General features: G+C 43.0%; 11 protein-coding genes. 4 read left to right on the top strand and 7 right to left on the bottom strand.

Annotated elements, in window-relative coordinates:
- Positions 1-109: 109 nt before the first annotated feature.
- The 6 genes from pepN to AC0L46_RS00135 form a co-directional block, all read right to left on the bottom strand.
- Positions 110-2,743 carry an aminopeptidase N gene (pepN, locus tag AC0L46_RS00160; RefSeq protein ID WP_473504869.1) on the bottom strand — a complete coding sequence of 878 codons (2,634 nt, stop codon included), beginning with the start codon at positions 2,741-2,743 and terminating at the stop codon, positions 110-112.
- Between the two features lie 10 nt (positions 2,744-2,753).
- Entirely contained in the window at positions 2,754-3,578 is an 825-nt protein-coding gene (locus tag AC0L46_RS00155) for a DUF2797 domain-containing protein (protein WP_473504867.1), read from the bottom strand.
- Positions 3,578-3,859, bottom strand: coding sequence for a YeaC family protein (locus AC0L46_RS00150; RefSeq protein WP_414681828.1), 282 nt, complete (start codon positions 3,857-3,859; stop codon positions 3,578-3,580). Before AC0L46_RS00150 ends, AC0L46_RS00155 begins: the two co-directional genes overlap by 1 nt.
- Before the next feature lie 43 nt (positions 3,860-3,902).
- On the bottom strand, positions 3,903-4,778 hold the full coding sequence (locus AC0L46_RS00145) for a rhomboid family intramembrane serine protease (protein WP_473504865.1): 876 nt from the start codon (positions 4,776-4,778) through the stop codon (positions 3,903-3,905).
- A 61-nt stretch (positions 4,779-4,839) separates the two neighbouring features.
- Entirely contained in the window at positions 4,840-5,721 is an 882-nt protein-coding gene (locus AC0L46_RS00140) for an NAD(+) kinase (RefSeq protein ID WP_414681830.1), read from the bottom strand.
- Between the two features lie 133 nt (positions 5,722-5,854).
- Positions 5,855-6,790: a 1-aminocyclopropane-1-carboxylate deaminase/D-cysteine desulfhydrase gene (locus AC0L46_RS00135; protein WP_473504863.1), complete on the bottom strand. Its 936-nt coding sequence runs from the start codon at positions 6,788-6,790 to the stop codon at positions 5,855-5,857.
- A 201-nt stretch (positions 6,791-6,991) separates the two neighbouring features.
- Here AC0L46_RS00135 and ydiJ point away from each other — a divergent pair, with 201 nt between their 5' ends.
- The 4 genes from ydiJ to AC0L46_RS00115 all read left to right on the top strand — a co-directional run bounded on the left by ydiJ (position 6,992) and on the right by AC0L46_RS00115 (position 12,417).
- Positions 6,992-10,066, top strand: a complete 3,075-nt coding sequence (gene ydiJ / locus AC0L46_RS00130) for a D-2-hydroxyglutarate dehydrogenase YdiJ (RefSeq protein WP_473504861.1) — start codon at positions 6,992-6,994, stop codon at positions 10,064-10,066.
- 82 nt (positions 10,067-10,148) lie between these two features.
- A complete protein-coding gene (locus AC0L46_RS00125) occupies positions 10,149-10,889 on the top strand; it encodes a spermidine synthase (RefSeq protein WP_473504859.1) in 741 nt (246 codons plus the stop codon).
- Between the two features lie 140 nt (positions 10,890-11,029).
- Entirely contained in the window at positions 11,030-12,178 is a 1,149-nt protein-coding gene (locus tag AC0L46_RS00120) for a Na/Pi symporter (RefSeq protein ID WP_473504857.1), read from the top strand.
- 14 nt (positions 12,179-12,192) lie between these two features.
- Positions 12,193-12,417, top strand: coding sequence for a hypothetical protein (locus AC0L46_RS00115; RefSeq protein WP_414681835.1), 225 nt, complete (start codon positions 12,193-12,195; stop codon positions 12,415-12,417).
- Between the two features lie 64 nt (positions 12,418-12,481).
- Here AC0L46_RS00115 and pgm read toward each other — a convergent pair whose 3' ends face one another.
- A complete protein-coding gene (gene pgm, locus AC0L46_RS00110; protein WP_473504855.1) occupies positions 12,482-14,125 on the bottom strand; it encodes a phosphoglucomutase (alpha-D-glucose-1,6-bisphosphate-dependent) in 1,644 nt (547 codons plus the stop codon).
- Between the last annotated feature and the right edge of the window lie 46 nt (positions 14,126-14,171).

The following is a 14,171-nucleotide window of genomic DNA, read 5'->3' as shown; positions in this document are numbered from 1 at the left end:
TTATTATGCAAGAAAGCACCGCCAAGGCATAAAAAAAGCCCTCAAGAAAACACTTGAAGGCTTTGTATATCACTCAATTAAAACGGTCTAATTGATAGTTTGCCGGACGCTAAGCGAGACACTTAGAAATCACTTCATAAACATCTTTTGACAAGTCTTCTGCCAAAATTCGTTCAAGCTCTGCTTTCATTTTCTCACTTAACTCAGGCTGCATTTTTTTCCAGCGGGTAAGAGGCGTGCAAAGCCGAGAAGCAATCTGTGGGTTACGCTTATTAAGCAAAATAATTTGATCCGCTAAAAAGCGATAGCCACTGCCATCTTCCTTATGGAAAGCCGCCATATTTTGACCAAACCCACCGAGTACTGAACGTACTTTATTTGGGTTTTTAAGGTCAAACGCAGGATGCTCCATTAACCCTTTCACTCTAACTAAAGCATCTTCACTTTCTTGTCCTGCACTCAACATTAACCACTTGTTCACAACCAAAGGTTCGTTTTTCCATTGATCGTAGAAATCTGCCAACATGTCCGCGGCTTTTTCATGCTGAGAATGTACTGCAATCGATAAGGCAGAGAATTGATCTGTCATATTATTTGCCGACTCAAATTGCTGGACAACCGCTTGCTGAGCCGCAGCCGAGTCAGTTTCAACCCAATAAGACAAAGCAAGGTTCTTTAATGAACGACGTGCGATGTCTTCTGCATTCGCCTGATAAGTACCTTGGCTTTGGTTGTTGGTATAAAGGCGTTCAAACTCACCAGACAAAGCGTTCGCAAGCTGAGTTTTCAAATAGTGTCGCGCTTGTTTTATCGCTGCTGGATAAATCGGATTAGCCAACTCAGACAAATAAGCTTGGCTTGGCAAGGTTAAAATCAAAGCCACCATTGCAGGATCTAAGCTGCTGTCGCCAATCAAAGCTTTAAAACCATCAATCAGCTGAGACTCAATCGACAAGGTTTCCCCAGCGATAGCTTGCTCAATAAGCGCTTGAAGCTCATTTACTGCTAACTGCTGCGCGGAACTCCAACGATTAAAGCCATCCGAATCCGATGACATTAACAACAATAAGTCGGCTGGCGTGTAGTCATAATGCAGTTTAACTGGTGCCGAGAAACCTCTTAATAAAGAAGGTACAGGGCGAGAAACTAACCCAGAAAACTCGAACACTTGCTCTGATGAGGTCAAATGCAACACATGATCGTCGGCTGTGGCTCCATCCAAAGTCGCCGATAATTCCTTACCATTCTGATCAAGCAAACCAACACGAACAGGAATGTGCAGCGCTAGCTTTGTTGGTTGATTAGGCGTAACCGGCGTTTCTTGTTTCATTGTCAAGCGGTAGGTTCCAGACGCTGAATCAAACTCATCTGTCACTGTAACCACTGGCGTACCGGCTTGAGAGTACCAGCGTTTGAATTGCGTCAAATCAACACCTGAAGCGTCTTGCATCGCGGCAACAAAATCATCGCAAGTCACAGCTTGACCATCATGTCGCTTGAAATACAAATCTGAACCAGCTCGGAATTTTTCAGCACCCAGTAAGGTGTGAATCATACGAACAATTTCCGCGCCTTTTTCATACACGGTTAGTGTGTAAAAGTTGGAAATCTCAATAAAAGAAGCCGGACGCACAGGATGCGCCATTGGACCTGCGTCTTCAGCAAACTGAGCGGTTCTTAAAAAAGAAACATCCTCAACACGTTTCACTGTCTCTGAGTGCATATCTGCCGAGAAAGTTTGATCACGGAAAACCGTAAAACCTTCTTTTAAACTCAGCTGAAACCAATCGCGACAAGTGACACGGTTACCAGACCAGTTATGAAAATATTCATGAGCAACGATGGCTTCCACGCGCAAGTAAGAATCGTCCGTTGTGGTTTCTGGGCTAGCAAGCAAACAAGAGGAGTTAAAGATATTTAACCCTTTGTTTTCCATCGCGCCCATATTGAAGTCATCAACCGCAACGATCATAAAAATGTCTAAATCGTATTCTCGACCGTAGGCTTCCTCATCCCAACGCATAGAACGCTTAAGCGCTTCCATCGCGTAATCCACTTTATCGATGTTGTGGGTTTCCGTGAATATTTGCAGTTTTACATCACGCTTGCTCTGCGTTGTAAAAATGTCATTTTTAACCGCAAGATCACCAGCAACCAAAGCGAACAAGTAAGCCGGTTTTGGGAAAGGGTCGTTCCAAACAACAAAGGTTTTCCCCTCTTCCGTTTTACCACGCTCAATCTCATTACCATTAGACAGCATTACTGGATAACGCTCTGCGTCTGCAATGATAGTCGTGGTGAAGACAGACATAACATCAGGGCGATCTAGGTAATAAGTAATATGACGGAAACCTTCCGCTTCACATTGCGTGCAGAACATAGAAGAAGAACGATAAAGCCCTTCTAAACTGGTGTTATTTTGTGGCTCAATCAAGGTTTCGCAGGTTAAAACAAACTCGTCCGCTGTTGCCGTAATAATCAGCTTATTTTCGCTGATTCGATACTCTTCAGGAGGCAATGCATAATCATCCATCGCCAGACCAATCAGCTTAACGCCTTCTCCACCGTCGAGAGTCAATGGGACTGTGGATTTACCATAAGCTGGGTTGCGTCGCATGTGCAAACGTGACGTCACTATTGTCACAGCTTCGTCTAGATCGAAAATCAGCTCAGTTTTATCAATTAGAAAAGGAGGAACTTTGTAATCTTTCAAATATATCGTTGAAGGTTGACTCTCTTTCATCTCTTTTCTCCTAAAATGTCAGTGTCGCTTGATAACCAGTGTATTTGCGAATATTGATCACCCCAGTGTCGAGCATCCAATATTGGCCTTTAATGCCCATTAAAGTGCCTTCAATTTTAGGTGTTTTCTCAGCGTTAATACTGGTTATCTTGGTCGGATATTCTAAAACGGGATAATTAAATTCGTGGGTTTCGTTTTCATCCGATAAATCGGTAATGGACTGTAAGCCAAATTCATTTTGTAAGGAGTCTAATCCTTCATAAAGCTGACCAATTAAACGCTCTTGTTCACGTTCAAGATCCATCACGATAGAGGAACCTTTGAGCATGTTGCGCCAATTGGTTTTATCTGCCACTTCATTTTTGAACAGCACTTCCACAAGACCAGACATTCTTCGGTTCTCTACACGAAATAACGGTCGAGCTTGTGTTGCACCCTGATCAATCCAACGAGTAGGTAATTGATCGCCACGAGTAATGCCCACCTTTAGAGCCGATGAATTTGCCAAATAAACATAATGGCTTTGCATGCAATACTTTTCAGCCCATTCTGGTTCCCGACAGGTTCCTAAATGAAAATGGCACTTTTCTGGGCTCATGATGCAGGTATCGCAAGCTGCTAGCTTCCGAAAGCAATTAAAGCAAAAACCTTGGCTGAACGACTTCTTCGTTACCTTTCCGCAGTTTGTACAATGAATGGTTCCATCAATATGCAAAGCGACTTTTTTACCCAGTAAATCATTCACTGCCACACGATCAGCGCCAAGGTTAAGGTAATAATGCACCTGTCCATCTTGCACTTCTGTGGACATTTTCTTCAGCGTACCTTGCAGCATTAATGCTTACCCTCAGGGCCTTCGCCAACCCATTTTATGGTTTCATGCTCATTGGTTGATGTCTTGCTATCGCAAGCATCATGTACTTTCGTGTCGATGTAACCTACTCGGTCTTCTTCCGATTTATTGCTGTAGTCGTAGGTGATGACCGCCTGCAAACAAAGCTCTGTTTGTTCTTCGGTTAAACGCACACCATTTGGCCATTTCCCAAGTTCTACTGCCTGTTTTAGGCTGGCATAAACTTCAGGAGACATGTTATCGATCATTTCTTTAAAATTCATTTGCTCTTCTCTCAAGGCTCAAACGAGCTTTTGTTTCATTCGTTTAGCGGTGACGACCTTTTGTCACAAGCCAATACACAAGACATAACCCTAAACCAACTAATAATCCAATGCTGTGGGCAGTATTTGCGATGCTACCAAGGCCGATCATTTCAGGGAAAGGTGTGTAGCCAATTCCCAGCCACACAATGAAAAAAACCATCAATTGCTTACTTATCATGGTTGGGAAACTTGTCTTCAAAATTGGCAGTAGCCAAGCAAAGCCAATCAACCCATAAACCACACCAGACAAGCCGCCAAATAAAGGATAGCCGCTTATTTCGTATTGCAGGATATTACTCAGCACCGCGACAATAAAAACACCAACAGCCCATACAACCGAGCCGAGTAAGCGTTCAAGTTTTCGACCTATATCCCAAACCCAAAGGGTATTAAACACGAGATGCAAAACACTAAAATGCAACAATGCTGGCGTGAAAAGCCGCCAATATTCATATCTGGCCATCACTTCAGATAAGTTATAAAAATAAATTTGACCGTTCCTGACCTCAAAGGCACTAATGGTAAATTGCCCTACCATGTCTAAATTCGCTCCAAGCTCTGTCAAAGCCGCAACAAGCAGAGTCACTAACAACAAAACAATGGTGACAGGAGATCGTTTAAACTGAGCGATTAAACTCACATTTGAAGATGATGCTGAAACACTAGAAACATTGGCTTTCGAGTAATCCAACTCTGAAGGAGACTCTTTCCATAAAGCGAAGATTTGTTCTAAAGTAGGAAGCTGACGAGGGTCTCGTAGCCAAAGTTCATTATGACCTTCGTTGAAAACAACCTGATGGGCAATTTTATGGTGCCATAAGGCCTCAGTTAATACCTTGGGATCTTCTGTTTTTTCAAACCGATAAACAAAATACATGGAGCCCTAAACAACCTTACTTTATGACACTTATTAAAAACCTCAGCCAAACGCGTTTTGACTAAGGACGATAACTCGACTGCCAGCCCAATTTATCACGGCAAACATTATAGAAGTCATGATCTTTCGGGTGTATTAAGCGGATATTGCCTGCTTTCTTGGTAATGTGAATTTCATCACCAGGAGCCGCCGTGATGTTTAGCTGACCATCACAACTTACGCTTGGATAAGTTAAATTGGATTCACAAACCACAATACGAATACGAGCGTTAGCATCTATCACTATTGGGCGATTACTTAAAGTGTGCGGGTGCATAGGCACCAAGACTAAAGCGTCTAATTTTGGCAATAAAATTGGTCCACCAGCAGACAAGGCATAAGCCGTTGAGCCGGTTGGAGTGGATACGATCAAACCATCTGATTTTTGGTTCATAACGAATTGATCATCTATAAACAGATCAAAACGAATCATTCGCGCCGATTTACCCGGGTGAAGTACCAAATCGTTAAGCGCAATACCTTCGCCGCTCGGGCGATTCTGGCGCTTGATCTTCGCCTCTATCATAAAACGCTTTTCTTCATGGTATTCACCACGAAAGATAGGATCTAATTCTTCTTGTAGACGGTGAGGAGAAATGTCCGTTAGGAAACCTAAAGTGCCTCGGTTGATGCCCAAGACTGGAATATCATAGTTACAAATCGCGCGAGCCGCGCCTAGAAAACTACCGTCGCCACCAACAACCATGACCATATCACAGTTATCGCCTAGCTCTTTTAACGGCGAAGACGACACCTTGATACCAGGCATCATAGCGGCCAGTTCATCTTCCAAAACAGGAATGATGTTTTTTATTTCCAGATACTCCATCAGCTTCTTAACCGTATCTAGAATCTGAGGTTTATCTAATCGAGCAATAATACCAACACGTCTAAAAAGACTCATGCGTCATTCTCTTCCGTCTGTCTATGTAGTAAAACGGCCCATCGGGCAATCTTGTAACGGTTTTATATTATTAATATAGGTTTTACCTAAGCTGCGCCACTTTAACATGAAGAAACCCATATTCGCCATCTCGTTAGGTCAACGAAAATGGATTACTGGCATTAGAATAACCTCGCCAACCTTGTAAACCACCAGTGTGAATAAATAATGTACGACGGTATGGCCAAGCTCCTTGTTTCATTAATGACAATACAGCAAACATGCTTTTGCTGGTGTAAACAGGATCCAATGGCATAGCTGGATTTGTCGTCGCAAAAGACTTAAGAAACGCTAACAGTTCAGAACTGTGTTTTGCATAGCCGCCTTCGTGACAATCTGAGTGAAAGAATAGTCGATTGTTGAGGTTATTCTTGAGATCGTCCCCTGCTACTTTATGAGCTTGCTCAATAATTTCATTCCTCTGATCTGATGCGCCCTTTAAAGCACTGAACACATGCAGATCCGGCGTTGTTCCGTTCGCCAGAAAACCAGCGGCCGTGGTTCCCGTTCCGGCAGAAACAACCCAAGCATCATATTGATGATACGCTGCACAAATTTTCGAAGCCCAGTCTCGACAACCTAATGCGCCTAGCTCTCCTCCTCCACCTTCGGGAACCCAATACACATTTTTGTATTGGTGATTTATCGCTTGAGCAACATCGGATTGTTCTCCCAACCGATAATCCGACCTTGTCGATGGCCATAACTCCACGCCACTAGCCACCATATCTAACAAAGTAGGTGTCAGTTTCGGCTGTAGCTCACCTCGAACAATGGCCACCGCTTTAAAAGACGTTTGCGCAAGCGTGGCGCCAAAAGCATGCAAATGATTTGAAAAAGGCCCACCAAAAGTAGCGATAACATTCGCATTCTGTCGCTGAGCTTCCGCTAAGTGATGCTGGAGTTTATGCCATTTATTCCCAGGCGCTTTTGAGTGTTCCAAATCACCACGATAAACATCCATTTCATATTGTGATTGAGAAGAGTTTTCAACTAGAAAAGGGAGAGTTAGCGGAAATAGTAACGACACCAGACAACCTAATGAAACATCAATTAAACGAAAATAAAGAGTAGCATATTAATTGATATAAACGCCCGACTCCTCTACGGTGAATGACGTGACAAATGAAAAAAGTAAGACATTTGATCGGTAAATTTCATGTTAGAAATATCCCTATCTAGAGGCTTTCTTTGTTAAAATCGGCGCACTCATCATTTATGGAGATGAAACATGATTCCTAAGCTCTCTGAAGTCTCGCCGATTCAGACAAAATACCTTTCTTTTATTGAACGTCTGAATGCTTCAGGTTTTGCAGGAGACACGAATCCTGATTATGCTAATCGCGTTGTTCTATCAACTGATAACTCTATCTACCAAGTACTCCCACAAGGCGTCATTTATCCTAAAAACACAGACGATATTCAACGATTAGTTCGTTTATCTAATCAAGAAGAATTCTATGACATTGTACTGAGCCCAAGAGGCGGCGGCACAGGAACCAATGGACAGTCACTCACTGATGGTTTGATTGTCGATTTATCCAAATACATGAACCGTATTTTGGAAATCAATGTAGAAGAAGGTTGGGCGCGTGTTGAAACTGGCGTTGTTAAAGACCAGCTCAATAAAGCCATTAAACCTCACGGGTTGTTTTTTGCGCCAGAATTATCGACCAGTAACCGAGCAACCATTGGCGGCATGATCAACACAGACGCCAGCGGACAAGGCTCTGTCATGTACGGCAAAACACGAGATCATGTTCTGTCTCTGAAAACCGTTTTGTTAGACGGAGAGCTACTGGAATCTTTCCCTATTGATGATGAAACACTTGCCAGTATTCAAAGCGGCAGCGATTACTCTGCTCACGCTCATCGAACCGTAGACGCTATTCAGAAAACCAGAGCACAAGAAATACAAGATACTTTCCCAGAATTAAACCGTTGCTTAACAGGTTATGACCTCGCGCACATTCGCACAGAAGACGGCTTATTCAATATGAACTCTGTGCTTTGCGGTTCAGAGGGAACGCTAGGATTTATTGTTGAAGCTAAGGTCAATCTACTGCCGATTCCATCCTATGCAGCTTTGGTGAATATTCGCTACAACAGCTTTGAAGGCTCATTACGTCACGCTCGTGAATTGTTGGCGGTTAACCCAACTTCCATCGAAACCGTTGACTCAAAAGTATTAGGGCTTGCCAAAGGCGACATCATTTGGAATTCCGTCGCTGAGTTTTTCCCAGAAAAAACTGGCGAGAACATTCAAGGCATTAACCTTGTTGAATACACAGACAACAGCGAACAAAACCTTGCCGACAGAATCAAAGTCTTAACCGATAAATTGGATACATTGGCAGAACAAGGTGGCAGCAACACTTTGGGTTACACCATCGCTATGGGTCACAGCAATGTGAATAAAATCTGGGCGATGCGCAAAAAGTCAGTTGGCTTACTCGGTAATGCAGAAGGTGAAAAGCGCCCTATTCCTTTTGTGGAAGATACCGCCGTTCCACCTGAAAACTTGGCGGATTTCATTATGGAATTTCGTGCTGTGTTAGACAGTTACGAGGTTCAATATGGCATGTTTGGTCATGTGGATGCAGGCGTACTTCATGTTCGTCCCGCTTTGGATTTAAAAGACGAATCTCAAGAGCCTATGATTCGCGAAATCACCGATAAAGTGGTGGCATTAACCCAAAAATACAATGGTTTACTCTGGGGCGAACACGGCAAAGGTGTACGTTCAGAATACGCGCCTGCTTTCTTTGGAGACTTATATTCAAGCGTTCAACAAGTGAAAGGCGCTTTTGATCCACGTAACCAATTAAATCCAGGGAAAATTGCTACGCCATTCGAACTGGGCGTCGATTTATTAAAAATTGACGAAGTACCATTACGCGGGCAATTCGATCGACAAATCCCGATCAAAAACCGCGAGCAATTCAAAGAAGGCATGTATTGCAACGGCAATGGCGCTTGTTACAACTTTGACCCTAATGATGCGATGTGCCCTTCTTGGAAAGGCACACGTGACCGCAGACATTCTCCGAAAGGTCGAGCTTCCTTAATGCGCGAATGGTTGCGCGGCATGAGTGAACAAGGCGTAGATACGGCTAAAGCAAGCAAGTCGGTTAAACACAGCAATGCATTGATTAGTTTCTTTCCAAAGCTAAAAAACACCATAGAAAAACGCCGCGGTGCTTATGACTTCTCGAATGAAGTTCATGAGTCCATGATGGGCTGTTTAGCGTGTAAATCCTGTGTTGGTCAATGTCCGATCAAGGTTGACGTTCCTGAGTTTAGAGCGAAGTTCCTAGAGCTTTACTACAGTCGTTATTTGCGTCCAGCGAAAGATTACCTGATTGGCTCCTTAGAATTTATGGTTCCGACCATGGCGATCTTTCCGCGCACTTACAATTGGTTAATGGATAGAAAATGGGCCAACAAACTCAGTAGCAAATACTTAGGCTTAACGGACAATCCCAAACTCAGCAAATACAATCTCAAAAAAGAAATGTCTTTGCGAGGCATTCGCTTAGCGACACCATTGGCGATTGAATCATTGAGCTATAAAGACAGATCCAGAGCTGTGATTGTCGTGCAAGACGCTTTCACCAGCTACTTTGAAACTCAACTTGTGCTCGACACTATGGAGCTTTTGAGTCGCTTAGGCTTCCAAGCTTATCTAGCGCCTTATATGCCAAATGGAAAGCCCTTACACGTTCACGGTTTCATGAGAGCATTCAATAAAACGGCACGAAAAAACTTAGACATGCTACAAAGTTTGTCATTTTATGGATTACCTTTTATTGGTATAGATCCATCAATGACTTTGACGTACCGCTCTGAGTATACAAAAGCATTTGGTCACAATAGACAAATTCCTAAGATTCACCTGATGCAAGAATGGTTAGCCGAAAAGAAAGATCACCTGATCAAACAGCCATTAATGTGTGAAGAGTCAACGTATCATCTCATGACGCACTGCACAGAAAAAACCAACGCGGCGGGTTCCATTAAAGATTGGCAGCAGGTTTACAGTCTTCTAGGTCTTGAACTGAAAGTCGAAAATGTGGGCTGCTGCGGCATGGCTGGCACATACGGCCATGAAACAGCGAATAAAGATACCTCTAAAACCATCTATGAATTGTCATGGAAAGAGAAAGTAAACGCCCCAGAGCTAAGCAATAAATTAGTGGCGACAGGCTATTCTTGTCGGAGCCAAGCAAAACGCTTTGATGATGCAAATCTGCCACATCCGATACAAGTGCTCTTAAAACACGTAAGAGAAGTTGTTATCCAATAAGCCCTCTTTAAGTAAGGCTCAATTAATTTGAGCCTTACTTTTTTATAATCTCAACAATAAACAATAAGGAAAACGTGACACCATGAGCCACCACAACCTATTGCACGACAGTGCAGATGAATTAGGCCCTATTCGCGTTTTTGATGATGGACAATATCGAGTGCTCTCCTTTGCAGAAGGCGATGAACAAAGTCGCATTCGCCTATCAACACCACACGTCCTTCAACATGAATACACTCAAGCCATGACGCTTCCCCTGCTTTTCTGTCAGCCAAAGCGCGTTTGCATTCTAGGCTTGGGCGGCGGCGCTTTGCTTAATGCCTTGTATTACGCGATTCCAAACGTACAAATAACCGCTGTGGAATTGCGCCAAGAAGTATTGGATGCAGCACAAATGTACTTCAAATTACCTCAAGGAAAACGAGTCAATTTGGAAGTAGCTAATGCAACTGACCGTTTAGAAGAAGGCTTGGCAAAAAAAGCCGATTTACTCATGACGGACATCTATAACACGGATGGAATGGATCGTGCCGTTTTACAAGAAAGCTTCATTGCAAATTGCGCCAAGAATATTAAAGAAGATGGCTGGCTGGCTCTTAATTGCTGGAATGATTATAAAAATCACGATGAACTAAACGAGCTTATTAAACGCTATTTTGTTGACGTCCGAGCGCTAGACACAGGGACAGGTAATTGGGTCATCATTGCCGGCAAAAAGAAAAATCATTCGACCGGAAAAGAACTAAAAAGCAGCGCCCAAAAGATTGGTACGCAATTAGGCATTCCTTTAACTAAGTGGCTATCACGCCTAACCTCTGTTTAAATCGCCATTTGGTTTTCTTGTTTTTTCTTTCTGAAAAGGCAAGAAAAACCTCAAAATCTAACCTTCCGCATAGTCATATTTTCGTAAACAACTGCCCGTAGTATCCATTTTACCAATTAACTATTAGGTAGAAACTCACCATGGAAAATAATCAGGCAGTACTCCCCAACAGAAGTGAATATCAAAACTATATGCAATGGGCAATGGTTGCCCTTTTAGTCTATTTGTTGATTTGTGCTGTTGGCATGATTGGCGGTGGATTTAAAATGGCAACCGCAGGTCATGCAAGAGAATTATTTGCTTTCGCAAGCAACCCTTTCGCAGGTCTTGTTGTCGGTATTGTGGCGACAGCATTAATTCAATCTTCTTCTACTGTTACATCTATTATTGTGGGTTTGGTTGCAGGCGGGTTACCTGTTGAGCTTGCAGTGCCTATGGTAATGGGAGCCAATGTTGGTACTTCTATTACCAACACTATTGTTTCTCTTGGCCACGTTCGAGCTAAAGAAGAATTCAAACGCGCTTTCTCAGCGGCTACCGTGCATGACTTTTTTAACCTGCTATCGGTTGTTATTTTCTTGCCACTCGAAATGGCTTTTGGCATTTTAGAAAAACTAGGCGGTTCGTTATCTGCGATGTTTTATGGCTCTGGCGATACATCAATCAATAGCTTTAACTTCGTTAAATCGGCTACCGCTCCAGTGGTAAATACGGTCAAAAATGCAACTCACACACTGGGTGACCAAATAGGTGGCGTGACACTGATTCTAATCGGCATTGCGCTCATCTTTGTTGCCATTACCATGGTTGGCAAGCTACTGAAAAAGCTGATGGTGGGTAAAGCAAAAGACATTATGCATACCGCGATTGGCCGTGGACCTTTATCTGGCATTGCATCTGGAACCTTAGTCACTATTTTCGTTCAGTCGTCTTCCACAACGACCTCTTTAATGGTGCCTCTTGCGGGATCTGGCGCATTTAAACTGAAAGACATTTACCCGTTCACCTTAGGCGCAAATATTGGTACTTGTGTGACGGCCGTTCTTGCTGCCACAGCCGTAACAGGTAATGCCGCTGCGGCATTGCAAATTGCCTTTATTCACCTTACCTACAATATTCTTGGCGTTGTCGTCATCTATGGCATTCCAATGTTGCGTGAACTACCTGTAAAAGCGGCAGAATCATTAGGTGCAACCGCATCAGAAAACAAATTTGCCGCCCTTGCTTATGTGTTAGGTGTATTTTTCATCCTGCCTACTGTCTGCTTAGGTGTTAGTAGCTTAATTTAATTAAGGGAATTTTTATGAGTAACTTACAAGTATTATCGACTGAAAGATTGAATAAACTGATTGATGAAACTCAACTTACCTTGCAAGAATTAAAGCAAGAAGTCATTCGTCGTGAGCACATTCAGCAAGCCCATGAGATCAAAGATTTAGATCATCACATGACCAGTGCTGAGTTCAACTTGAATAGCATTAAGAACTTCATTGCGTATCTTTTAGAAGAGTCTAGAAAGCATAAGTAATGATGCAATAAAAAATCCCCCAGTCTTATTGATAAAGGCTGAGGGATTTTTTATCTAAATTCGCTTATGCATTTAACACGCTGTCGACCAATGCTTTCGCTTCTTTTTCCAGCTCTGCAAGATGCGCTTCCGATACAAAGCTTTCCAAGTAAATCTTATAAACATTCTCTGTGCCTGACGGCCTAGCAGCAAACCAACCGTTTTCAGTTAATACTTTTAAACCGCCAATGCCTGCACCATTACCTGGTGCATGAGTTAACACGCTTTGAATCGCCTCACCAGCAAGTTCTGTTTGTGTGACATTTTGAGCATCCAATGCACCCAATATCGCTTTTTGCGCTGGTGTTGCTGTCACATCAATGCGTTTATAAAATGGCTGTCCGTATTTCGCAACTTGTTCATTATAAAGCGTTTGTGGATCTTTACCTGTTACAGCCAAAATCTCTGCAGCAAGTAATGCCATGATGAAACCATCTTTGTCGGTTGTCCAAACACTGGCATCTTTACGCAAAAAAGAAGCGCCAGCACTCTCTTCACCACCAAACGCCATAACACCATCATACAGGCCATCAACATACCATTTAAAACCAACAGGAACTTCGCACAAGCTGCAACCTAGCCCGTTCACGACTCGGTCAATCATGCCGCTCGACACCAAGGTTTTACCAAACTGGATATCTTCCGGCCACTCAGATCTGTGTTGAGATAAATACTCAATCGCCACGGCTAAATAGGCGTTCGGATTCATTAACCCAGAACCCGCACAGACAATACCGTGACGATCATAATCTGGGTCATTACCAACGGCGATATCAAAGTCATCTTTCAACGCCAATAAATTATTCATTGCGTAAGGAGATGAGCAATCCATACGGATACGACCATCTTTATCTAAAGGGACAAAGCGAAAAGTCGGGTCAACTTCTGGGTTGACTACCGTAATATCCAAACCGTATTTTTTAGCAATTGGCGCCCAATAATGAATACCAGAACCGCCCATTGGATCTACGCCAATACGGATTTTTGCATCCGCAATGGCTTTCATATCGATAACATTTTCAAGGTCATCAACATAATGATTAATGTAGTCAAAAGACTCAATGAGTCCGCTCACTTCCATTTCATTCGGCGTGAAGCGATTCACTTCTGTTAAACCATTCTGCAATAGTGCATTCGCTCTTTTCGCTACCCAATCCGTAATGTCTTTGTCGGCAGGACCACCTTTGATCGAGTTGTATTTGATACCACCATCTTCAGGCGGATTGTGTGACGGTGTAATAACGATTCCATCACTTAAATCATTCTGAAGTTTGTTATGCGTCAAAATGGCATGGGAAATAACAGGTGTCGGCGTAAAGCCACCATTTAATTGAACTCGAACCTTCACGCCATTTGCTGTTAACACACTCAGTACCGTTTGAAATGCGGCTTCAGATAAGGCGTGTGTGTCTTTCCCTAAATACAAAGGACCAGAGATATTTTGCCCTTTACGGTATTCAGCGATGGCTTGGGAAATCGCAAGAATATGGTCTTCATTGAAGCTCACTAATAAAGCACTACCGCGATGGCCAGACGTCCCGAAGCTAACACCCTCTTCAGGATTCTTAGCAACGTCTGGTTTTTTAAGGTAATACGCTGTCATCAGTTCAGGAAGATTCACCAAGGAATCATGGGGAGCAAGCTGTCCAGCTTGAGAATGAATTGCCATATTAAAACACCCTATTAAATCATTGAAACAAATGTAATTAGTCTCC

The organism is Marinomonas sp. 15G6-16 (genome assembly GCF_055809555.1).
This window is presented reverse-complemented; position numbering and strand designations above follow the sequence as displayed.

Bases quoted from the DNA above. Each gene is read 5' to 3' on its own strand.
- AC0L46_RS00145 (WP_473504865.1), bottom strand. From the start codon at position 4,778: ATGTATTTTGTTTATCGGTTTGAAAAAACAGAAGATCCCAAGGTATTA.
- ydiJ (WP_473504861.1), top strand. From the start codon at position 6,992: ATGATTCCTAAGCTCTCTGAAGTCTCGCCGATTCAGACAAAATACCTT.
- pepN (WP_473504869.1), bottom strand. From the start codon at position 2,743: ATGAAAGAGAGTCAACCTTCAACGATATATTTGAAAGATTACAAAGTT.
- AC0L46_RS00115 (WP_414681835.1), top strand. From the start codon at position 12,193: ATGAGTAACTTACAAGTATTATCGACTGAAAGATTGAATAAACTGATT.
- AC0L46_RS00150 (WP_414681828.1), bottom strand. From the start codon at position 3,859: ATGAATTTTAAAGAAATGATCGATAACATGTCTCCTGAAGTTTATGCC.
- AC0L46_RS00155 (WP_473504867.1), bottom strand. From the start codon at position 3,578: ATGCTGCAAGGTACGCTGAAGAAAATGTCCACAGAAGTGCAAGATGGA.
- AC0L46_RS00120 (WP_473504857.1), top strand. From the start codon at position 11,030: ATGGAAAATAATCAGGCAGTACTCCCCAACAGAAGTGAATATCAAAAC.
- AC0L46_RS00125 (WP_473504859.1), top strand. From the start codon at position 10,149: ATGAGCCACCACAACCTATTGCACGACAGTGCAGATGAATTAGGCCCT.
- AC0L46_RS00140 (WP_414681830.1), bottom strand. From the start codon at position 5,721: ATGAGTCTTTTTAGACGTGTTGGTATTATTGCTCGATTAGATAAACCT.
- pgm (WP_473504855.1), bottom strand. From the start codon at position 14,125: ATGGCAATTCATTCTCAAGCTGGACAGCTTGCTCCCCATGATTCCTTG.